We start from the raw sequence: 22,577 nt of genomic DNA, 5'->3' as shown, positions 1-22,577 counted from the left end.
GGCTGAAGAAACCGAATGACATGTTAGTTATTTCTTCAGCCTTTTTTCTTAAATAACGCGTCGGGACATTATTAATCTGGAAATATCTGAGGTAACCATGCCCTGGGGGCTGGGGCTTGATCATGATGTGTTTAATAGGTAACATCAATTTCATATAAACTCTTCCATTATTAAATATTATGCCGCATAGCAGTTTCAAAAAAAGTAAACCCAACTCCGCAATTACTACACTTCCAGGTTTAGGAATGGATGAAGAACACTTAGTGGCCGATTTTAAACATTATTATGGACACCGACTCGGTCGAGACGAAAATTGCAGGTCACCGCATTATGCCTATGAAGCGCTGGCCATGGTCGTCAGTGACCGGCTCATCGAACGCTGGAAGAAGACTTATAACGCTTATAGGGAAGAGGATTGCAAAAGAGCGTTCTATTTGTCTATGGAATTCCTAATGGGGCGGACATTAAGCAATGCCATGCTGAATCTGGGCATCAACGATGTCATAGAGCAATCCATGCATGAGTTGGGGCTGGAACTCGAGGAGTTAATTGATAGCGAGCCTGATGCGGGTCTCGGCAATGGTGGCCTGGGACGACTTGCGGCCTGTTTTATCGATAGTTGTGCAACTTTGCAATTGCCTGTGACCGGATATGGTTTGCGTTATGAATATGGCATGTTCTCCCAAGACATCGTTAATGGTGAACAGGTGGAAAAACCGGATCATTGGTTGCGTAACGGCAATGTCTGGGAGATTGAGCGTCCAGAATATACGCATCGCATCAAGTTTGGCGGCCGCACGGAGACGCATATTGATGAGCATGGCAATAAAAAAGTCTCTTGGGTCGACACGCACGATATATTGGCTGTTCCGTTCGACACGCCGATACCGGGATATCGCAATGGCACAGTGAATACATTGCGTTTATGGAAGGCAACCGCAACGGAAGAGTTTGATTTGCAGGAATTTAATGCCGGTGATTATGCCGAGTCAGTTGCTGCCAAGAACACCGCTGAAAATATAACCATGGTGCTGTATCCGAACGATGCCAATGAAAACGGCAAGGCTTTGCGCTTGCGGCAGCAATACCTGCTGGCTTCGGCAAGTTTACAGGATGTAATTGCCAATTGGGTTGGGCGGCACGGCAATGATTTTTCCGAATTCGCAGCGAAAAACTGTTTTCAGTTAAACGATACGCATCCGAGTATATCGGTCGCCGAATTGATGCGCCTACTGATAGATATGTATGGGTTGAACTGGAACGATGCCTGGAATATTACCCGCAATACCATGGCCTATACTAATCACACGCTGCTGCCGGAAGCCCTGGAACGATGGCCGGTCAGTCTGTTCAAGCAGTTGTTGCCCAGATTAATGGAGATCATTTTTGATATCAATGCCCATTTTCTGGCGGAAGTATCGGCTCACTGGCCCGGCGATAAAGACCGCTTGGCGCGTATGTCTTTGATTGAAGAAGGTCCAGAACAACAGGTCAGGATGGCCTATCTGGCGATAGTTGGTAGTTATTCAGTCAACGGCGTTGCCGAGTTGCACTCAAAGTTGTTGCAACAAGGTCTGTTTCGAGACTTTTATGAACTTTGGCCGGGGAAATTCAATAATAAAACCAATGGCGTAACCCCTCGCCGTTGGTTGGCGGCGTGCAATCCGGAACTGGCGCAATTGATCACTGAAGCCATAGGCGATGGCTGGTTGACCGATTTGTCTTTATTGAAAAATCTCAAGCCACTCGCCGACGATAAGGCTTTCCGCGAGCGTTGGTATCAAATGCGGCAAAATGCCAAGAAAAGGCTCATCGAATACAAGAAACAGGAACATGATGTGGATCTGGATCTGGATCTGGAACTGGATGCAGATGCCTTATTCGATGTGCAGGTAAAGCGCATTCATGAGTATAAGCGCCAATTGCTGAATGTACTGCATGTTATACATCTGTATGACCGCATTAAACGCGGCGATACGGCAGACTGGACAAACCGGTGTGTACTGATTGGTGGCAAGGCCGCGCCGGGTTATTACATGGCAAAAAAAATTATTAAGCTGATCAACAATGTTGCCCATGTCATCAATAGCGATCCCGATATCGGCAATAAATTGAAACTGATCTTCATGCCTAATTACCGGGTTTCGGCCATGGAAAAAATTTGCCCAGGCGCGGACCTTTCAGAACAGATTTCAACAGCCGGCAAGGAAGCTTCTGGTACCGGCAATATGAAGTTCATGATGAACGGTGCTTTAACGATTGGTACGTTGGATGGGGCCAATATCGAAATTAGGGAAGAGGTCGGGCATGATAACTTCTTTTTATTTGGCTTGACAGAGGAACAGGTCGAAGAGCTGAGCAGCCATTATGATCCTGTTTCGATCATCCATCAGGATGAGGATCTGCAACGAGTCATGAACCTGCTGGAGTCTGGGCATTTTAATCAGTTCGAGCCGAATATCTTTGACGATATTATTGCGTCGGTAAAAAGCCCTCACGATCCCTGGATGACCATTGCCGATTTCCGCAGCTATGTTAATGCACAGAATCATGTGGAAGAGGCTTATCGCGATAAAGATCATTGGACCCGCATAAGCATCCTGAACTGCGCAGCCAGTGGTAAGTTTTCCACCGATAGGACGATCGCCGATTACAATAACGATATTTGGAAGCTGACGCCGATCAATATCAATAATCAAGATTAACATGTTCCATATCGTTCTGTATGAACCGGAAATTCCTGCGAATACCGGTAACATTATTCGCTTATGCGCGAATACCGGTGTTCAACTGCATTTGATTGAGCCCCTGGGCTTTGAGTTGAGCGACAAGAAATTGCGGCGGGCAGGACTTGATTACCACGAATGGGTTGATGTCAAAGTGCACGTTTCATTAGCCGCCTTTATGGATAGCGTCGAGCCTCAGCGATTATTTGCGCTGACAACCAAAGGGCGGAAACAGTACAGTGAAGTGGCTTTTCAGCCTCATGATGCTTTTTTGTTCGGCCCTGAGACAAGAGGATTGCCTGATGCTGTTTTAACTGAGCTTGTTCCCGACAGACGTTTGTGTTTGCCTATGAAAGCGGAGAGCCGGAGTCTGAATTTGTCCAACACTGTTTCAATTGTCCTGTACGAGGCCTGGAGACAGTTATCTTTTTCAGGGGCACTAATAAAATAGCAGGGTGTGGGGTTCTGGTAAGGTCTCCGCATCACGAAGAGTATTATCAGATAAACGCCACATAAGGCGCGGTGATTTCAAATCGTTGAAATGGCGATGATTTGTATAGGGTTTTCAGGGCTTATACATGTGTATGGAGGCAGATTTACCAACATAGCGCACCTACTTCCTTGTAGGGCTTTCTCATTTCCTAATGTTTTCAATACGATATTAGGATTCGGGTTTCTGTTCGCGTGCCAGCAGGTTTTGTACGGCGGTCAAGGGTGCCAAGCCCTCATATAAAACCTTATAGGTCTGTTCCGTAATAGGCATCTCTATGCCATATTTTTGAGCCAGCAGGAAGGTTTCCTTGGCGGCTGAAACCCCCTCGATTTCCTGGCCGATTTCCTGAGTTGCCGCCGTTCTGTCCTTACCCTGGCCTAACGCTAAGCCAAAACGCCGGTTTCTGGACTGGTTGTCGGTGCTGGTTAGAATTAGATCTCCCAGGCCAGCCAGTCCCATGAAGGTTTCCTGTTTTCCCCCAAGTTTGATTCCTAGGCGAATTACTTCGGTAAGGCCTCTTGTAATCAAGGCCGCCCGTGTGTTGGCGCCGAAGCCGAGTCCATCAGCAATGCCGGTGGCAATAGCCAAGACATTTTTTACTGCACCACCTACTTCGACGCCGATCAGATCGGAACTGGTATAGGCCCTGAAGCGCCCGCTATGCAGGATATCCGCTAATTGACTGGCAAAATCCGGCTGAGATGAGGCGATCGTGATTGCTGTAGGCAATTCGGCTGCAACTTCACGAGCAAAGGATGGGCCTGAAATGGCGGCCGCGGGTGTTTGGGTAGAAAAGACTTCGGCTACTATCTCGTGAAGCAAGGCGCCAGTTTGAGGGTTAAATCCTTTCGTTGCCCAGGCAATTTTTACCTCATCGGTAACATAAGGCTTTAGTTTTATCAGCGTATCTTTAAAGGCGTGGCTCGGTACGGCAACCAGTATCAAATTGCTGAATGCAGCAACTTCCGCCAAATCTGATGTCACGGCAAGGCTTTCAGGAAAAGCTGCATCAGGCAGATAGCGTCTATTTTGTCGGTCTCGTGCCAGAGTCGCGATATGGTCTGGATTGTGTCCCCATAGCAATGTTGGACAGCCGTTTCTGGCGGCCAGGATCGCGAGCGCGGTTCCCCAGGAGCCTGCGCCCAGAACAGATATTTTTTTATTCATATTCGGTTTAATTGACGGCTTCAGAGCTAGGGGCTTGATTTTGTGCGTGTTGCAGATGTTGTGCGTATAGAGCGTCAAAGTTTACCGGTGCTAGAAGCAGCTGCGGAAAGCCACCTTTTGTAACGAGGTCGGAAACGACTTCCCGGGCATAAGGAAAAAGAATGTTGGGGCAGAAGCTGCCAACCATCGGTCCCATTTCCTGATCGTCAAAACCGTTTAAAGCGAAAATGCCAGCCTGATTGACTTCAACAAGATACGCTGTTGTGTCACCGCTTTTGACAGTGATTGTAATGGTAAGCGCTACTTCATAAAGTGAATTTTCTAAAGGTTCAACATGGGTGCTCAGGTTGAAGTCGACGGAAGGTTCCCATTTTTCGATAAAGACTTTAGGGGAATTTGGGGTCTCGAAGGAAATATCCTTGGTGTAAATTTTTTGAATGGAGAATTGTTTTTCTACGGTTTTGTTTTCTTCGGCCATGAGAAATTATAAATTTAAGTTGGTAAGGATAGTCGTGGAATTTATAGGACTGTTAAGCGACCGCCGCGAAATCATGCGGTAGCTTTATTCTTGCCGGATGCTTTTATCGGTAGCTTATAGTCATCTTCCCAGGATTGCATGCCTCCGGTGATAACGAAGATTTGTTCAAATCCTGCCTTGGTTAATATTTTAGCGGCAGAGGCTGCTCGCGTACCGGTCTGGCAGGCTATCAGTACAGGTTTTTTCTTGTAAGGTTCCAGTTTTCCCAGTTGTTCCGGTAATTTACTTAAAGGTGAGTTGATAGCGTTTTCTATATGGCTTTGATTAAATTCATTCGGTTCACGCACGTCAATGATGACAGTCTCGCTATCATTCATTTTAGCAACCGCTAATAAAGGCGAAATGGGCTTGAATTTTTTGAATGCCGTATCAAGCAGTTCTTGTATCAATAAAAATGTCACCACTGCCAGGGCGAGGGATAAGATGTAATGATTTAAAATGAATTCTAAGATGCGGTCCATGGATTGAGGTGTGTTGAGTATATTAATGATAAGTAAATCAGTTTATGAAGAACAGAAGACGTCCTGCATCATTTTGATAAGTTGCAGCATTCGCTCATCGTCAATGTAGTAATAAACGCGATTAGCTTCCTTTTTATGGCCGAGAATGTTTTTTTCCCGAAGAATTGCCAGATGTTGGGAAATATTACTCTGACTTGTCCCTACCTGTTCTACAATATCCTGAACACTGACCGAGTTCGTACCAAGCACGCATAATATTTTTAGACGCAATGGATGCGACATCGCCTTAAGGCAACGTGCCGCTTTGATTATGTCGGGGTCATTATATAAAATGTACTCGTCTTTAGTTTCCATAGGACTGCTTAAAGTTACCGGGTTGCTGAGTCTAATTCTAAAAAAAGAACCCACGAAGAATTATTTATACACAACTATTGTTAACGTGTATTACTATAATAACGACTTGCTTACGATTTTTTGCTTCGTTGTCAAATACAAAAAGCCAGTAAATCTAACAAAATGATACCTTATTTTCAATCATTTTGGGTAATGAAGAATTAAAACAACCTATTTGCGAATGTCTGCTCTAAGCGTGATTAATCGATGTGAGTTTTGCTTTAATGTACGGAGATAAACAGAGAATGTTAAATCGGCCAAAGCCTTTGGTGTTGCTGATCCTTGACGGGTTCGGCTACTCGCAGGACAAAGAATATAATGCGATTGCAATGGCTAATACGCCTTGTTGGGATGCTTTGCAGCGCGATTATCCTATGACGTTGTTGAATTGCTCCGGCAATGTAGTGGGGTTGCCTGACGGTCAAATGGGAAATTCGGAGGTCGGTCATCTTCATATAGGAAGCGGTCGGTATGTTCCACAGGATTTATCTTTAGTCAATAATGCCATAAAAGACGGTAGTTTTTTTTCAAATTCTGTACTTTGTCGAGCCGTTGATAAGGCCAAAGAGTCAAACAAGGCTTTGCATATTCTGGGGTTGTTATCGCCTGGCGGCGTACACAGCCATGAAGAGCAGATTGTAGCGATGGTTGAATTGGCTGCCAGACGCGGCTTGAGCAAAATCTATATGCATGCATTCCTGGATGGACGGGATGTTCCGCCTAAGAGTGCCATGTCATCGCTGCAGTTACTGGAATCGAAATTTGCTGAAGTAGGTGTGGGCCGTATAGCTTCAATTACCGGGCGATTTTATGCCATGGACAGAGACAATCGGTGGGAACGCATAAAATGTGCTTATGATTTAATCGCGAAAGGAGAAGCAAGCTTTTATGCTGATTCGGCAATGGAAGGCTTGGAGGCCGCTTATAACAGAGAGGAAACTGATGAGTTTGTGTCTCCGACCGCTATTTGGGATGCCGAACATCAAGCCGTGGTTCTGGATCCCGAGGATTCGATTGTTTTTATGAATTTTCGTGCGGATCGCGCACGTGAGATCTGTCGGGCATTAACGGAAACACATTTCGAAGCCTTTGACAGAGCTCAAGAGCCCCACAAAGGGTATTTTGCCACTTTAACCGAATATCATCAGGACTTTGATTATGATGTGGCTTTTCCCTCGCTTGATATAAAAAATGGTTTGGGAGAAGTGTTGTCCAATCTGGGCATGACGCAGTTAAGGCTGGCAGAAACCGAAAAATATGCCCATGTTACTTTTTTCATAAACGGCGGCATAGACACGCCTTTTCCCGGCGAAGACAGAATATTGGTCCCTTCTCCTAAAGTCAGAACATATAACCTGCAGCCTGAAATGAGTGCTGGGGCGGTGACCGACCATTTAGTCGATGCCATCACTGGCGGGAAATACGATGTTATTATCTGTAACTATGCGAATTGCGATATGGTGGGTCACACCGGTGTGATTGATGCCGCCGTCAGGGCAGTGGAGGCAGTGGATGCCTCATTGCAGCGAATAGTCGATGCGTTGCTGAAAGTGGACGGACGTCTGTTGTTGACCGCCGATCATGGCAATATTGAGCAGATGATTGATAAAGAAACAGGGCAGCCTCATACCGCGCATACCACAAATCCGGTGCCCCTGGTTTATGTCGGCGGCGACAAACCATTAGCTTCGGGTGGCGGATTGTCTGATCTGGCACCAACCATGTTGGCGATTTTAGGTATTGAACAACCGATTGAAATGACCGGTAGATCGCTTATTGGATCTGTTTAGTCTTTGAATGAGAAAAAAGATAGTTTTTTGTTTTTTGCTGGGTGCATTTATAAATCAGGGTATTGCTGGTGTCTCGCAAAAAAGTAAGGAGCTGGGAGAAATTCGGTCGGATATTAAATCCGTTGAACAAAATTTGGAGCGTATTCAGCAGAAAAAAGATGCATTAACTGCTCAGCTGGCAGGCATTGAAAAAAGATATGGCAAAACTGTTGCTCTATTGAAAGATTTGCAAGAACAAATTAACCAGAAGCGGCAGAATCTAAGCAAGACTCAAGCGGAAATAAAGCACTATCAAGATGAGGTGAGAAAGCATAAACAAGAATTGGCTGGCCAGATAAAAGCAGCTTATGCAATGGGGCGAAAGGAAAAGTTGAAGCTAATGCTCAATCAGCAAGATCCCGCCTTATCGAGCCGGATGATGGTATATTATAATTATCTTAATAAGGCCCGCTTAAGGAGATTGGCTGATATTGAGGATGCTATGAACCATTTGGGTCAATTAGATAAACAAAAACTGCAAGAAACTGAACTTTTAGAGCAAAACCTGGAACAAAAAAAGGCAGAACAATTAGCATTGGTTAGTGTCAGAAAGCAACGAAGCGAAGTACTGTCGCAATTAGATAGGGACTTTTCTTCAAATGAACAGCGATTGAGCAGTTTAAAAGACAGCGAAAATGAGCTAATGGCTCTGATTGCCTCATTGCAGAATGGAAGTTCCGATGATTTTTCTCTTGAAACCGAGTCGGCAGAGTCGGTCACGGATGAAGACGGTCTTCGGGTTCTTGGTAAAGACAAGGATGATAACGAAACTAAGGCGGATTTTTCTACGCTTAAAGGCCGATTACCTTGGCCAGTTGAGGGAAAGCTGGCGCAGAAGTTTGGCAGTCCACGTTCGGAAGCCCTTTGGGATGGTGTATTAATCGATGCTCAAGAGGGGGCCGAAATACATGCTGTTACTAGGGGGGAAGTGGTCTATGCGGAATGGCTCCGAGGTTATGGATTGTTGACGATTATTGATCATGGTAAGGGATATATGTCCCTGTATGCTTTTAATCAGAGTCTTTACAAGCGAGTTGGTGAATGGGTAGAGGCAGGGGAAGTTATTGCTTCCGTTGGACAAAGTGGCGGGCGTAGCCAACCCGGGCTATATTTTGGAATACGCAGGCAAGGCAAGCCGGTCGATCCTCTTGAGTGGTGCCGGAAAGTAAACCAGGATCATGTTGGTTAGTCATTAGACAATATTTTAGGAAATCGTATTCGGGGTTTTAAGATACATGCTAAAAAAGAAAAGTATTTTTATTTTGTTCCTGGGCATTATGCTGGGTGTTTTTGTAGGCACCTGTGGCAGTGTCTTTGCTGATCGGGATAATGGAGGGGGTGTAGCCGATACGGAAACGCTGCCATTTGAAGACCTGCGGACATTTACAGAAATTTTTGGCCGGATCAAGCGGGATTATGTAGAGCCAGTCTCAGATAAAAAATTATTGGAAGATGCTATTAGAGGCATGCTGACAGGGCTTGACCCTCATTCTGCTTATTTGATTGCAGAAGAGTATCAGGAATTAAAGGAGGGTACTACAGGGCAGTTTGGTGGCCTAGGCATAGAAGTAACCATGGAAAACGGTTTTGTTAAAGTGGTTTCACCGATTGACGATACGCCTGCGCAAAGAGCGGGCATAAAGAGCGGAGACCTAATTGTCCGGCTTGATGATCAGCCTGTAAAAGGCATGTCTTTAAATGATGCGGTTAAAATCATGCGGGGCGAACCGGGCAGCAAAATTTTGCTCACGGTGGTACGAGAAGGGGAAGAAGCGCCTCTGAAATTAACCATAATCAGAGACATAATAAAAGTTAAAAGCGTAAAAAGCCGGATATTGGAAAAAGATTATGGCTATGTGCGCATCAGTAGTTTTCAGTCCAGAACTGGAGAAAGCCTCAAGGAAGCTATTGCCGAGTTGAAAAAGGAAAATTCGAGCAATTTAAAAGGGTTGGTGCTGGACTTAAGAAATAACCCTGGTGGTGTATTAAATGCGGCAGTGGAAGTGAGCGATGCATTCATCAAAAGCGGGCTTATTGTTTATACCGAAGGGCGCATTGAAAATTCTGAAATGCGATTCAACGCATCTCCAGACGATGTGATTGATGGGGCACCGATTGTTGTTTTGATTAATGCCGGTTCGGCATCGGCTTCGGAAATTGTGGCTGGGGCTTTGCAGGATCAAAAACGAGCCGTGATTATAGGCGAGAAATCGTTTGGCAAGGGATCGGTTCAGACCATATTGCCGACAAGTAATGGGGCCGCGGTTAAGCTAACTACTGCTCGATATTACACACCTTCAGGGCGATCCATACAAGCCGAGGGCATTGAGCCGGACATCACCTTAGCTCGTGTCAAGCTGGAATCATTGGATAAATCGGAATTCACACCTGTTAAGGAGTCAGATTTGTCACATCATTTGTCGAATGGCAATAAGCGAGATGATGCAAAAAAAGACGTCCAGCAGATGGATAAAGATAAAGAGGCCCTGGACCTCAAGGATTATGCGTTGCACGAGGCGCTAACACTATTGAAAGGCATCAGTATCATGCATAAATAATCGTTATATCTCGGTTCTTTATTCTGAAACCCGCTCTTCAGGCAGAATGTGTCAGGAGAGTGGGTTTTTTTTATGGCGATGATTCAGGTAGGAATTTTCATCAATCTATTACAGGTTTTATTGGGCGCAGGTAACCGACTGATTTGCCGCCAAATGTAAGCCTTGTTGCCTTCGCTTTCAGACTATCCGGTTCCAGCGACGCTTGGCGGTCGTCTTGAAAGCCTCAGAGCTGGCGCGCGGACCGACCAGTCAGTTCGCTATGCGATAAGCAGCGATTATGGACGCTTAAAAATGTTCGGATTGGGCCAGATATGCGCTCAGTTAAATAGAGCTTACTCAAAAAGTATAAGCAATTGTTTTCACTTGTAAATATTGTAAAAATCAGTGTTTAAGTGCAAGGTTTTTGGATCAATTATGCAAAAAACCTTGCACTTGATTTGAATTCAGGCTCACCTATGTCCGGTCAATTTTTATTAAATCGCATATTGTCATACACAATATGCTTTATAAAACAATCGGTTATGAATTATAAATTTTAGACTGATTATGAGAAATACTATTTGAGTAGAATCTAAATACTGAAGTTCTGGGATGAGAATGCCTGTAGAGCGGCAATGTTCAGAGTATTCTGACGAATAAAGAACAAGGTGTGCGATGAAGCACACCTTGGCGGTATGATTTAATTAATGGATTTTTGATAACTAACTGTAAAGTCATTAAGGGTAGAGAGCGCAACAGGCAGTTCTTCAGCTTTTTCAAGCTTGAATGCATTGATGCCGACACGCGATAAATAAAATAATTGATCTAGCATGTAGTGCCCTGTTGCTCGGATTTCGCCAGTATAATGATGGCGAGATCTAAGCAGCCATGCATGAGAAAATGCTCGTCCGTCAGTAAAGGCAGGAAAATTCAGTTCAATTAATTCAATTTCTTTCAGGTCTTCTGCAATTTCGTCAATCGAATCGGAAGGCTCAAGTCTAACGCCTAATTTTCCGTCGTGATGCAGTAATTGCTGTTTGTCTTTTTTCCAACGAGCGAGTGAAACGCTGATGTTTCCGGCTCTTAATTCTTCATCATCAGAAACATAACTCCAGTTATCATCGATGATCTGCTTGTCTTTAATTATCTGCATAGACTTCTTCTCTGAATGGGGTGATTCCAACCCGTTTTACCGTGTCCAGGAATGATTCGTCGTCCAGACGCTGTTTGATATAAACGTCAAGAATAGTCGTCACTGCCTTGGTTACTTGATCTTTGGCAACAGCCGGCCCTAATCGTTCGCCAATCGCGGCTTCGTTTTCCGAGGAGCCGCCGAGTGTCAGTTGATACCATTCAGCGCCTTTTTTATCAACACCCAGTATGCCAATATGGCCGACGCTTTGGTGGGCGCAGCCGTTCATGCATCCCGACATATTGATTTTTACGTCCCCTATGTCATGAATATAGTCCATGTTGTCAAGGGCTTCGTTAATTTCCTTAGCAATACCGATAGAGCCGGCATTGGCCAGCGAGCAAAAGTCAAGGCCAGGGCAGCAAATCATGTCAGTTACGGTACCAATATTGGGCGTGGCCAGCTTTAATGTCTCCAGTTTTTGCCATAGTGAGAACAGATCGGCTTGTTTGACATCGGCGAAGACCAGATTCTGTCTATGGGTGCTTCTGATCTGCCCGTAACTGTATTGATCGGCCAGGTCGGCAACCGCATCGAGCTGCGTGTCGGTCATGTCGCCAGGAGGGGAGTCCTGCGCCTTAAGTGATAGAAAGACGATACGATATCCTGGTACTCTATGATCAACAGTATTATGTTTAACCCAGGTGGCAAACGCTTGGTTTTCCAGTTGGCGCTGTGCAAAGCTAGTATCTTCCGCGGAAGTCGAATCGTAGGCGGGAGGGGTAAACTGGGCTTTTATCGCATTAATGCGATCGGGGCTGAGCTCAAGGTTATCTTTGATCAGTTGCCATTCGTTTTCAACCAGTCGGGTAAATTCTTCCAGTCCGGTTTCTTTAACCAGAATCTTGATCCGTGCTTTATATTTATTGTCACGGCGTCCGTACAGGTTGTAAATGCGTACTATAGCTTCCAAGTAAGACAGCAAGTGCTTCTTTTCCAGATAGGGTCTTATTATCTGGCCGATAATGGGGGTGCGGCCCAGACCGCCGCCGACCAGTACTTGAAAGCCTGTTTCACCGGCATCGTTTTTGACTAAATGCAAGCCTATGTCATGAAATTGAGTGGCGGCCCGGTCAAGCAAGGCACCGCTGACCGCAATCTTGAATTTGCGCGGCAAATAGGCGAACTCTGGATGCAAGGTGGTCCATTGCCGGATAATTTCACAGTAAGGGCGAGGATCTTCAATCTCATCTTTACAGACACCGGCCAGATGATCCGAAGTTGTGTTTCTCAGGCAATTGCCGCTGGTCTGGATGGCATGCATTTGAACACTGGCCAATTCTTCAAGAATATCGGGGATTTTCTCCAGCTGTGGCCAGTTAAACTGGATGTTCTGCCGAGTTGTAAAATGACAATAGCCTTTGTCATACTTACGGGCAATATGGGCCAGTTTGCGAAATTGCCTGGAGGCAAGCAAGCCATACGGTCCGGCTATTCGTAGCATCGGGGCGTGAGTTTGAATGTAAACGCCATTCATTAACCTCAACGCACGAAACTGATCATCCGATATTTCGCCTTTTAAAAAACGCTCGGTCTGCCGTCTGAATTGGGCTACGCGTTCTTCAATAAGTGTTTGGTCGTCTTCGTTATACTGATACATAGATGTTGTACTGGTTATGCCTGTCAGGCGAGTATTCACGGCTAATAATCATATACCGCAAGTCTTAAAATGACAAAGATTATTATATAGTGATACTATTGCCGGTTAAAATTTGGTCAGTGATTGTTTAGTTAAACACAAGAAAAATTAGGGGGTTATTTTGTTGCGGTTTTTATTTGTTCTATTGTCGTTGTCGGTGTTGCCTGAAATGGCGATGGCGGCCGATTTTCAAACGCTTGGGCTGACAGGAACAGAGCGCGGTATTTATACTGTTCTGATCTTTATTATTGCCTACGGCTTTGTTATGGCGGAGGAATTTACCCATTTGCGTAAATCCAAGCCAGTTATTTTGGCGGCTGGCATTATTTGGGCGCATGCCGCGGTGTTGGCATCTGAAGCAGGTGTTTCGGCCAAAGATATGCATGAGGCTTTCGAATATAATTTGAAAGAGTACGGCGCATTGATGCTGTTTCTTTTAGTTGCGATGACTTATATCAACGCAATGACTGAGAGGAATGTGTTTGAGGCCTTAAGATCGTGGTTGGTAAGAAAGCAGTTCGGGTACCGTCAGCTGTTTATAATTACCGGTGTGATCACTTTCTTTTTATCCGCTGTCGCCGATAACCTTACCGCTGCGTTGCTGGTTGGGGCGGTAGTCATGGCGGTAGGGGCTGATAATCCGAAGTTTGTCAGTCTCGGCTTCATAAATATTGTTGTTGCGGCCAATGCTGGCGGTGCTTTCAGTCCTTTTGGCGATATTACTACCTTGATGGTCTGGCAGGCGGAATATGTTCAGTTCTTTGATTTCTTCAAACTGTTCATACCTTCGGCGGTAAATTATGGCGTTCCGGCTGCAATAATGTATTTTGCCGTACCGGATGAGCAGCCGAAAGCCTCTAGCGAGGAGGCGGTGTTTTTAAAACCGGGGGCGGTACAGGTTTGTGGTTTATTCCTGTTAACTATCGTTACCGCGGTAAGCTTTCATCAGATTCTGCATTTGCCGCCTTTTATGGGCATGATGGTGGGACTTTCTGCATTGATGATATATGGATACCGCATCAATGTGCTGTATTCGTCTCAAGGCCAAGCTTTTGATATTTTCGATAAAGTGCGTGAAGCTGAATGGGATACCTTGTTCTTCTTCTTTGGTGTCGTATTTGCTGTTGGCGGATTGGGCTATATTGGATATCTTGAGTTGCTGTCTGGTGCTTTATATGACGGTTTGGGGCAGACAACCGCTAATATATTAGTGGGGATAATCTCGGCGATTGTTGACAATATTCCTGTTATGTTTGCAGTACTGAACATGAATCTGGATATGGATCTGTATCAGTGGTTATTGGTTACCTTAACTGCTGGTGTGGGGGGGTCTATGTTGTCAGTTGGATCTGCCGCCGGTGTGGCATTAATGGGGCAGTCTAATCATAAATACACCTTTTTCACTCATTTGAAGTGGACACCTGCTATCGCTGCGGGTTATGTTGGAAGTATCTTCGTTCATTACTTGATTAATGGTTGATGTTCTTAATAGGCACCGCATTTCTAATGCGGTGCTCACTCTCTGGTGAGGCCGATGGCAGCTGAAAAAAGTTGGCGTTCGGCCTTTTTGATTTATGCCCAGCCTCGCGTGCTGGGCATGTTATTCCTCGGTTTCTCTGCTGGGCTGCCTTTTCTATTGGTCTTTTCTACGTTATCAGCCTGGTTAAGAGATGAAGGAGTGACTCGTTCTGTTATCGGATTTTTTAGTTGGGTAGGTCTGACCTATTCAATAAAAGTATTTTGGGCGCCTGTTATTGACAGGCTGTCGTTGCCTTTTTTTACCCGGGTATTAGGCAAAAGACGTAGCTGGATGTTTCTTGCTCAAGTGGGGATTATGATCGGCCTGATTGGAATGGCCAGTTCGGATTCGCACACACAGCTGCAGCAGATTGCTTTATTTGCCGTATGGGTGGCGTTTTGCTCGGCCACGCAGGATGTGGTGATTGATGCCTATCGCATTGAGGCTGTCAAGCCTGAATATCAAGGCGCAATGGCGGCAACTTATGTTTTGGGTTATCGGATTGCGCTGTTGATATCTGGTGCAGGGGCTTTTTATATCGCGGCTTATACCAGTTGGAGATCGGCTTACTTTGCCATGGCAGGCTCCATGATTGTGGGGGTCGTAGCGACACTCTGTCTCAGTGAGCCTGAGCATAAAAAGATAAAAACCGAAAAGTTGTTAGAAACTAAGCCTGAGTCGGTGCCGGCTGTAAAAAAACGCCTGAATATCAGGCAGCGTTTACTTTCGAATATCTCTGATGCTGTTTTGAGTCCTTTTGTGGAGTTTTTTAGTCGTAACGGTGCAGTCGGATTGTTGATTCTGATGCTCATTGCTGTTTATAAAATGAGCGATATCACGATGGGGGTTATGGCGAATCCGTTTTATCTCGATTTGGGCTTTAGCAAAAAAGAGATTGCGGAAATCAGTAAGATTTTCGGTTTTTTTATGACCATTGCCGGTGCGACCCTGGGTGGCGTATTGGTGGCGAGATACGGCATTATGCGGCCTTTGTTATTAGGGGCGGTGATAGTGGCCGGTACGAATTTGTTGTTTGCGTTTTTAGCGATCAGTGAGCCTGATTTATTGTTATTGGCAGGCGTAATAAGTGCTGATAATTTAAGTGGCGGTATAGCAACATCGGTATTCATTGCTTATCTTTCCAGTTTGACGAATACTTCATACACTGCCACTCAATACGCGCTATTCAGTTCCTTGATGACCTTGCCGGCACAGCTTTTAGGCGGCTTATCTGGCATCATTGTTGACGCTTATGGGTATTATGTTTTTTTTATTTATGCGTCGGTCGTAGGGTTGCCGGCTATAGTTCTGGTGCTTTTATTGATGCGTCATCAACGCTTGACTCAAGCTCGTAGTCATAGTCCATGATAAGCGGCGCATGATCGGAAAAGCGTTCATTTTTATAGATTGATACTGCGTTCACTCTGTCTTTGAGTGAGGCGCTAATGATCTGGTAATCAATGCGCCAACCTACATTTTTTTTCCAGGCTTGTCCTCTGTTGGACCACCAAGTGTATTGCTCGGCTTCCTGGTTAATCAGTCTGAAGGCATCCAGCCAGTGGTTGGTGGCGAATAATTGAGTCAGCCAAGCCCTTTCTTCCGGTAAAAAGCCTGAGTTTTTCTGGTTACCCCGCCAGTTTTTCAAGTCAATTTCTTTGTGTGCAATGTTCCAGTCGCCGCAGATAATATAATCCCGGCCGCTTTGTGCGCATTCATGTAAATAAGGCAGGAAGCGGTCCATGAATTTAAACTTGATGGCTTGTCGGTCTTCACCGGATGTGCCCGATGGCAGGTAAAGTGATATAACGCTGAGCTTGCCAAATTGTGCTTCAATGAAACGGCCTTCTGCGTCGATATCCGGCCAGCCTATCCCTCTTATAATTTTATCGGGCTGCTTTTTGCTATATAGCGCTACGCCGCTATAGCCTTTTTTTTGAGCATCATGATAGAAGCAATGATAGCCTGTAGGACAAAAAAGCTCGGGGTTTAATTGATAAAACTGGGCTTTTGTTTCTTGTATACAAACAAATTCGGCATTTTGTTGGTGCAGCCATTGAAAAAAACCTTTACGTTCAGCTGAGCGAATGCCGTTAGCATTTAATGTGATAATGCGCATGTGTATAAATTGAGTTGCGGATTTTGAATGAAAAACGTATTATACGGGGTTCTTCAATAAGTATGTAGCCCATCCATGGGTAATGTGAAAGTGATATGAAACCAGAAATTCATCCTGAATATAAACAAATTACCGTAACATGTGGTTGTGGTAATACATTTGTAACCGGTTCTGTATTAAAAGGTGATTTGCAAATAGAGGTTTGCTCTTCATGTCATCCTTTTTATACAGGTAAACAACGTGTCGTCGATACAGCAGGTCGTGTCGATAAATTCCGTAAGAAATACGGAAAATAAATTTTTCAGATTTTTTGTTTTGCCAGCTATATAATCCGATAATTTCTGAAGCGTCGGATTATTTCTGGGCGTTATCAATGAAGGATTGCTCAACAGCTGGGGATGGCGGTAATACGGCTAATCCGTGCGAGCGAGCATGGCGCTATGATTGGTAATGCACTAAAGACTGGGGTTTGTATGGCCCCAGTTTTAAGTTTGTAGGCTTAAAATAAAATTTCAATTGGTTTCTCATTAGGCTCCCCGTATTCGGCAGGGAAATCTTCAAATACTGATGAGGATTTGTTGGGGACTTGCTCTGCCTGGAAGAATTCCCATACTCCATTTTGGCTCTCCTCAGACGCTAGCAGTCCTGTTTGAGGGTTGATAAATGCCTTAACTATTCCCTCCGGTGCGTCAAAGGGAGACTCAGGCGTGTTTTTCAGGGCTGTCTGCATAAATTCTATCCACATCGGTAAAGCCGTGGTTCCGCCCGTCTCACGATTTCCTAAAGGCGAGTAGTTGTCAAATCCGACCCATGCTGTCGCCACGATGGATGGTGTGTAACCGTTAAACCAGGCATCCCTATGGTCATTTGTTGTGCCAGTTTTGCCGGCAAGATCCTGCCGGTTCAGAACTTTTGCACGTGTCGCAGTACCGCGTTGAACAACGTCTCTGAGCAATGAATTCATAAGAAAATTGATTCGGGGTGAAATAATTCGCGGGGCGTAGGCTTTATCGAGTTCCTGATTGCTATCGCATGAAGAGCAGGCAATTTTAGGTTTTGCCTGATAAATGACTTTGCCTTCGTGGGATTCGATGCGTTCAATAAAATAGGGCTTGATAAGAAAACCGCCATTAGCAAATGCGGCATAAGCTCTTGCCATCTGTAAAGGCGAGGCATAGCCGCTGCCTAAGGCCAGGGACAGGGTTCTAGGCAACTGTTCTTGCGTAAAGCCGAAGCGCAAGGCGGTTGAAATGGCTTTTTCAATGCCTATTGTTTTTAAAAGACGAATGGAAATAATGTTTCTTGACTGTGTCAAGGCTGTTCTCAGGCTGGTGAGCCCAAAAAACTTCCGATTGTAATTCTCAGGTCTCCATTGGTCGTTATCCTGGCTTGAGTCATCAACAATAATGGGCGCATCATTTATAAAGCTGGCCGGGGTGTAGCCTTCTTCCAGTGCCGTGGTATAAATGATGGGCTTAAAGCCGGATCCAGGTTGTCTTTTGGCCTGGGTTACGCGATTGTATTTATTCCGAAAGAAATCGAAACCGCCGGACAATGTCAAAATTGCGCCATTGGCCGGATTAATCGAAACGAAAGCCCCTTCTGCTGCCGGTATTTGCGTCAATGCCCAAGAATTGTTTGGTAATCGACGAACACGAATAATGTCGCCGGGTTCTAAAAAGCGCTTTATTGGGCTTGTGCCGGCGTTTATAGGCTTTCTGCTATTTTGAGCCCATTTTATATTTTCCCAAGGTATTTCGATGATGGCGTGATTCTGAAGCTTGGCGGTAGCCGTGCTGTTAGTGGTGCTTAATATACAGGCAGGTAACGTATCGCCGATAATGGGGGCGTCTCTGAAACTACTTGTGCTAATGTTGGCATGAGGCAATGAATGGTATCCATGACGTTCATCATACGCATGCAATGTATTTCTAAGCGCTTGATCGGCAGACGCTTGCAATGACGCATCTATCGTTGTATAGACTTTGAAACCCGATGTATAGACCTTTTCGCCATATTTATCGAAAAGTTTTTGCCTGACCATTTCAGCTAAATAGGGGGCTGAAATGTCAGGCGAGATGTATTGCAATTTTGCAGTTGACGGTTGCTTGGCTGCGTTGTCAAACTCTTGTTGCGTTATGTGGTTCAGCTCAAGCAGTCGCCGCAAGACATAATTGCGCCTTTGCAGTGCACGCGCCTCATTAGTGATTGGATTGTAGGCTGACGGGGCTTTTGGCAGACCGGCGATCATCGCGTATTCAGCAAGCGTAAGCTCATTCAACGTCTTGCCATAATAAGTCTGGGCAGCCGCGGCTATGCCGTAAGCTCTATGGCCCATATAGATTTGGTTCAAATAAAGCTCAAGGATTTTGCTTTTCGGATATTCGTTTTCTATTTTTAGCGCCAGAATAATTTCTTTTAATTTCCGAATATAGGTTTTTTCTCTGCTGAGCAGAAAATTGCGCGTCACCTGCATAGTAATAGTGCTGCCACCTTGGCTTTTTTTGCCAGTCAAGGCAAGTTGTATGGCAGCTCGCAACAAGCCTTTATAGTCGATACCTGGATGCTCAAAAAAGCGTTCATCCTCGGCAGCCAGGAAAGCATTAATAACCCGTTGAGGCACTTTATTGAGGCTAATCGGGGTGCGCTTTTTTTCACCGAATTGAGCAATCAGGAAATTGTCTTTGCTGTAAATGCTTAAAGGAATTTGATATTGAACATTATGTAATGCTTTTATATCCGGCAGTTCTGTTGATAATCTTTGATACAGCAAGTAACCGGCAATTGCCACACATGCGCTGGCTGTTATGGAAAGAACAATCAGCCCCTTCAAAATTTTTCTGCACACCATTTTTATAGTCACAAGTAATCCTGAATACAATTTACGGTTAATTGAACTATAGCTTCTGAAAATAACAACATCTTCTGGTTAGCTGCCGACTGTAGCATTCTTGGCCCGAGTATAGTGCAACCTATCACACATCACACAAATAATTTGGGCATTTTTAATATCAAAATAAAAAACACTACTATACTTTTTTGGTAATTAGTTTTTCGACAGCTATAGATACAAGAGACGGGCATTTCAATTTATGCAACATATTCATTATCAAGTTTTTCAAGAGTTAATACATGAGCTGGTTTAATCAAAAACAGAATGCTGTCCTTGGTATTGATATAAGTACAGCGGCAGTAAAATTACTGGAATTGAGCAGGGTTGGGGCTCGTTACCGAGTTGAGAACTACGCGGTAGCGTCGTTACCACAAGACGCCGTCATCGATAAAAACATCGCGAATGTTGATGTTATATCCGATGCGATTAAAGTTGCCTTAAAGTTATCCGGATCAAAACTCAAGCAAGCATCTGTGGCGGTTGCGGGTTCTGCTGTTATGACGAAAATTATAACAATGCCCGCTTCATTAACCAGTGATGAAATGGAAGAGCAGATCATGGTTGAAGCCGACCAGTATATCCCCTATTCACTCGATGAAGTGAATCTCGACTTCGAAGTGCAGGGTGAAAATGAAAATAATCCGGAAATGGTCGATGTGCTGCTGGCCGCCTCAAGGAAAGAAAATGTGGATGATCGAGTGGAGGCATTAGCAAAAGCGGGATTAAAAGCCAAAGTGGTCGATGTTGAAGCATTTGCAATGGAAAACGCATTTACGTTGCTCGCCGATCAATTGCCCGATTCAATAGAGGGGCAGACCATTGCTATCGCCGACATGGGGGCAACGATGGCTACTTTGAATGTTCTCCATGACTGCCGCACCGTTTATACAAGAGAACAAGGATTCGGTGGGCGGCAGTTGACTGAAGAAATCCAGCGCAGATATGGCTTGTCTTATGAAGAGGCGGGCTTGGCCAAAAAGCATGGCGGACTGCCGGATAATTATACCACTGATGTACTTGACCCCTTCAAAAGGGCTATGGTGCAACAAATTGCTCGATCACTGCAGTTTTTTGTTTCATCAAGTGCGAACAGGGGGATTGATAGCATCATTCTTGCTGGCGGTTGCGCTTCAATACCCGGCGTGGAAAAGCTGGTTGAGCAAAGTCTAGGTGTGCCAACGTATATCGCTAATCCTTTCATTAACATGGCCTTGTCAAATAGGGTAAAGCCGCAGGCGCTAAGCAATGATGCACCTGCAATGATGATCGCCTGTGGATTGGCATTAAGGAGTTTTGACTAATGACAAAGATTAATCTACTCCCTTGGCGCGAAGAGCTGCGCAGACAGAAAAAACAGGATTTCATCACGGCAATTGGTTTATCGGTTTTGGCTACGATTGCTATTCTCGGGATGGTTCATTTCTATATTGAAGGTCTGAAAGACTATCAAGAGCGAAGAAATAAAATGCTGCAGGATGAAATAGCATTGCTGGATAAAAAAATTAAGGAAATCAAGGATATTGAAGAGAAAAAACATAAACTGCTGGCCAAAATCGATGTGATTCAGAAATTACAGGAAAGCCGTCCGGAAATTGTGCATTTGTTTGATGAAGTCGCACGAACGACACCTGAGGGCGTTTTTCTTACCAAATTCACACAGGCTGCATCAAGCCTGACTTTTAACGGTAAATCGCAATCAAACGCGAGAGTTTCCGCCTTCATGCGAGCCATAGACAAGTCTCCCTGGCTGCAAATACCTAAACTTGATGTGATTCAGTCAAAGAACAAATCTAATTCTGAGCAGTTAAGCGATTTCACCATGCGTGCAAAACAGGGTAAACAAAAGGCCGAAGCGGAAAATGGGGAGGTAGGCAATGAATCTGTCGGAAATTAATTGGGATTTTAATGCGGCAGGAACATGGCCATTGCCCGTCAAGGCGGCAATAACTTTGCTGGTATGCATTGTGGTCGCAGGTGGAGGTGTTTACTACGATACCGTTGATCAGTTAACTGAGCTTGAAAATATTGAGCAGAAAGAGCAGGAATTAAGAGCCACATTTGAAACAAAACAAAAAAAAGCCATAAACCTTCAGGATTATCGAGATCAACTGGCTCAAATTGAAGTTTCGTTGCAAGGAATGCTTAGACAAATGCCTACTAAGGAAGAAGTCGCAAGCTTGCTGATCGATATTTCACAAACAGGATTGGCAAGCGGCCTGGAGTTTAGACTGTTTAAACCGGCAGGAGCCGTGAATAAGGATTTTTACTCAGAGCTGCCGATTAATATTGAGGTAATAGGAAAATACGAAGAATTGGGATTGTTTGTAAGCGGTTTGGCTGCTTTGCCTAGAATCGTTACCGTGCATGATGTCAACATTAATCCTGTCGATAAAGATAAATCTGGTGCTATGTTGATGAAAGCAACGATAAAAACCTATAACGAAAATGTTAATCAAGCGCCCTCAACGGGTAAGGTTAAGAAAAGACGGGGGAAAAAGTAATGGAGCGCAAAAGTTTACCGTTATTGACTAGCGGGCGGGCTGGGCTATACCTAGGCTGCGCAGTTTTTATCGCTCTGTTAACAGGTTGCGGAAATGAGGATTTTTCAGATTTAAGCCGCTATATCTCCGATGTTAAGGCCAGGCCTAAAGGCCCTATAGAGCCATTGCCCGAGATTAAGGTTGTGGAACCTTTCATCTTTAAACCGGAGGGATTGCGGGATCCGTTCAAGCCGCTTGAGCAGACGGAGCAGGTAGAAGGGCCTGATGTTGGAACGGGGAGTGGTATAAGGCCTGATACTTCCCGTCGAAAAGAAGAGCTGGAAGCATTCTCTCTCGACAGTTTAAGAATGGTGGGTACTGTGGTTATGAAGTCAAATTTGTGGGGGTTGATAAAAGCGAGTGACGGAACAATTCATCGCGTTCAGGTTGGAAATCATGTAGGTAAGAATTACGGAAAAATTATAAGGATAGTTGAAGATAAAATTGAATTGATGGAAATCGTTCCGGATAAACCGGGCTCGTGGCGTGAACAAGCTGCTACCTTAGCATTGTCAGAATGATTTCGAGGATAAA

At 44.8% G+C, this 22,577-nt stretch carries 20 protein-coding genes; 12 read left to right on the top strand and 8 right to left on the bottom strand.

The window, feature by feature from the left end:
- Positions 1–179 precede the first annotated feature (179 nt).
- The gene (locus EK22_RS02670; protein WP_036247807.1) at positions 180–2,705 is read left to right on the top strand and encodes a glycogen/starch/alpha-glucan phosphorylase; all 2,526 of its coding nucleotides are present in this window, start codon (positions 180–182) and stop codon (positions 2,703–2,705) included.
- Between the two features lies 1 nt (position 2,706).
- Positions 2,707–3,177, top strand: coding sequence for a tRNA (uridine(34)/cytosine(34)/5-carboxymethylaminomethyluridine(34)-2'-O)-methyltransferase TrmL (trmL, locus tag EK22_RS02665; RefSeq protein WP_020158173.1), 471 nt, complete (start codon positions 2,707–2,709; stop codon positions 3,175–3,177).
- Between the two features lie 210 nt (positions 3,178–3,387).
- On the opposite strand, the gene EK22_RS02660 is transcribed toward trmL, so the two are convergent.
- The 4 genes from EK22_RS02660 to EK22_RS02645 all read right to left on the bottom strand — a co-directional run bounded on the left by EK22_RS02660 (position 3,388) and on the right by EK22_RS02645 (position 5,739).
- Complete coding sequence (locus tag EK22_RS02660) at positions 3,388–4,386, bottom strand: NAD(P)H-dependent glycerol-3-phosphate dehydrogenase (protein ID WP_036247804.1); 999 nt, start codon at positions 4,384–4,386, stop codon at positions 3,388–3,390.
- Positions 4,387–4,393: 7 nt separating this feature from the next.
- Complete coding sequence (gene secB / locus EK22_RS02655) at positions 4,394–4,864, bottom strand: protein-export chaperone SecB (RefSeq protein WP_020158171.1); 471 nt, start codon at positions 4,862–4,864, stop codon at positions 4,394–4,396.
- A gap of 71 nt (positions 4,865–4,935) precedes the next feature.
- Positions 4,936–5,385, bottom strand: a complete 450-nt coding sequence (locus EK22_RS02650) for a rhodanese-like domain-containing protein (RefSeq protein ID WP_036247802.1) — start codon at positions 5,383–5,385, stop codon at positions 4,936–4,938.
- A 42-nt stretch (positions 5,386–5,427) separates the two neighbouring features.
- The gene (locus tag EK22_RS02645) at positions 5,428–5,739 is read right to left on the bottom strand and encodes an ArsR/SmtB family transcription factor (RefSeq protein ID WP_020158169.1); all 312 of its coding nucleotides are present in this window, start codon (positions 5,737–5,739) and stop codon (positions 5,428–5,430) included.
- Positions 5,740–6,023: 284 nt separating this feature from the next.
- Between EK22_RS02645 and gpmI the strand changes: the two genes are divergently transcribed.
- The 3 genes from gpmI to EK22_RS02630 are packed head-to-tail and all read left to right on the top strand — an operon-like array spanning position 6,024 to position 10,165.
- Positions 6,024–7,568 carry a 2,3-bisphosphoglycerate-independent phosphoglycerate mutase gene (gene gpmI, locus EK22_RS02640; RefSeq protein ID WP_036247799.1) on the top strand — a complete coding sequence of 515 codons (1,545 nt, stop codon included), beginning with the start codon at positions 6,024–6,026 and terminating at the stop codon, positions 7,566–7,568.
- A gap of 7 nt (positions 7,569–7,575) precedes the next feature.
- Positions 7,576–8,796, top strand: coding sequence for a murein hydrolase activator EnvC family protein (locus EK22_RS02635; RefSeq protein ID WP_036247797.1), 1,221 nt, complete (start codon positions 7,576–7,578; stop codon positions 8,794–8,796).
- Positions 8,797–8,842: 46 nt separating this feature from the next.
- A complete protein-coding gene (locus EK22_RS02630) occupies positions 8,843–10,165 on the top strand; it encodes a S41 family peptidase (RefSeq protein WP_036247795.1) in 1,323 nt (440 codons plus the stop codon).
- A gap of 679 nt (positions 10,166–10,844) precedes the next feature.
- On the opposite strand, the gene EK22_RS02625 is transcribed toward EK22_RS02630, so the two are convergent.
- Positions 10,845–11,297: a DUF934 domain-containing protein gene (locus EK22_RS02625; protein WP_036247793.1), complete on the bottom strand. Its 453-nt coding sequence runs from the start codon at positions 11,295–11,297 to the stop codon at positions 10,845–10,847.
- Positions 11,284–12,936, bottom strand: coding sequence for a nitrite/sulfite reductase (locus EK22_RS02620; RefSeq protein ID WP_020158164.1), 1,653 nt, complete (start codon positions 12,934–12,936; stop codon positions 11,284–11,286). The genes EK22_RS02625 and EK22_RS02620 overlap by 14 nt, the downstream gene beginning before the upstream one ends.
- Positions 12,937–13,150: 214 nt before the next feature.
- On the opposite strand from EK22_RS02620, the gene nhaD reads away from it, so the two are divergent.
- Positions 13,151–14,455, top strand: a complete 1,305-nt coding sequence (nhaD, locus tag EK22_RS02615) for a sodium:proton antiporter NhaD (RefSeq protein WP_020158163.1) — start codon at positions 13,151–13,153, stop codon at positions 14,453–14,455.
- Between the two features lie 54 nt (positions 14,456–14,509).
- Positions 14,510–15,862, top strand: coding sequence for an AmpG family muropeptide MFS transporter (locus EK22_RS02610; protein WP_020158162.1), 1,353 nt, complete (start codon positions 14,510–14,512; stop codon positions 15,860–15,862).
- Here EK22_RS02610 and EK22_RS02605 read toward each other — a convergent pair.
- On the bottom strand, positions 15,795–16,610 hold the full coding sequence (locus EK22_RS02605) for an exodeoxyribonuclease III (RefSeq protein ID WP_036247790.1): 816 nt from the start codon (positions 16,608–16,610) through the stop codon (positions 15,795–15,797). The genes EK22_RS02610 and EK22_RS02605 overlap by 68 nt on opposite strands.
- Before the next feature lie 95 nt (positions 16,611–16,705).
- Between EK22_RS02605 and rpmE the strand changes: the two genes are divergently transcribed.
- A complete protein-coding gene (gene rpmE, locus EK22_RS23470) occupies positions 16,706–16,906 on the top strand; it encodes a 50S ribosomal protein L31 (protein ID WP_081917738.1) in 201 nt (66 codons plus the stop codon).
- Positions 16,907–17,109: 203 nt separating this feature from the next.
- On the opposite strand, the gene EK22_RS02595 is transcribed toward rpmE, so the two are convergent.
- Positions 17,110–19,473 (bottom strand): penicillin-binding protein 1A, encoded by a 2,364-nt coding sequence (locus EK22_RS02595; RefSeq protein WP_369798174.1) that lies wholly within the window; start codon positions 19,471–19,473, stop codon positions 17,110–17,112.
- A 269-nt stretch (positions 19,474–19,742) separates the two neighbouring features.
- Between EK22_RS02595 and EK22_RS02590 the strand changes: the two genes are divergently transcribed.
- From EK22_RS02590 to EK22_RS02575, 4 genes are read left to right on the top strand one after another with little or no spacing between them, the layout of a single operon-like run.
- On the top strand, positions 19,743–20,804 hold the full coding sequence (locus EK22_RS02590) for a pilus assembly protein PilM (RefSeq protein WP_020158159.1): 1,062 nt from the start codon (positions 19,743–19,745) through the stop codon (positions 20,802–20,804).
- Positions 20,804–21,397 (top strand): PilN domain-containing protein, encoded by a 594-nt coding sequence (locus EK22_RS02585; protein ID WP_020158158.1) that lies wholly within the window; start codon positions 20,804–20,806, stop codon positions 21,395–21,397. Before EK22_RS02590 ends, EK22_RS02585 begins: the two co-directional genes overlap by 1 nt.
- The gene (locus EK22_RS02580; RefSeq protein WP_020158157.1) at positions 21,378–22,004 is read left to right on the top strand and encodes a type IV pilus inner membrane component PilO; all 627 of its coding nucleotides are present in this window, start codon (positions 21,378–21,380) and stop codon (positions 22,002–22,004) included. Before EK22_RS02585 ends, EK22_RS02580 begins: the two co-directional genes overlap by 20 nt.
- A complete protein-coding gene (locus EK22_RS02575; RefSeq protein ID WP_020158156.1) occupies positions 22,004–22,564 on the top strand; it encodes a pilus assembly protein PilP in 561 nt (186 codons plus the stop codon). Before EK22_RS02580 ends, EK22_RS02575 begins: the two co-directional genes overlap by 1 nt.
- Positions 22,565–22,577 lie beyond the last annotated feature (13 nt).

Source organism: Methylobacter sp. BBA5.1 (genome assembly GCF_000746145.1).
GTDB classification, from domain to species: Bacteria; Pseudomonadota; Gammaproteobacteria; order Methylococcales; family Methylomonadaceae; genus Methylobacter; species Methylobacter marinus.
This window is presented reverse-complemented; position numbering and strand designations above follow the sequence as displayed.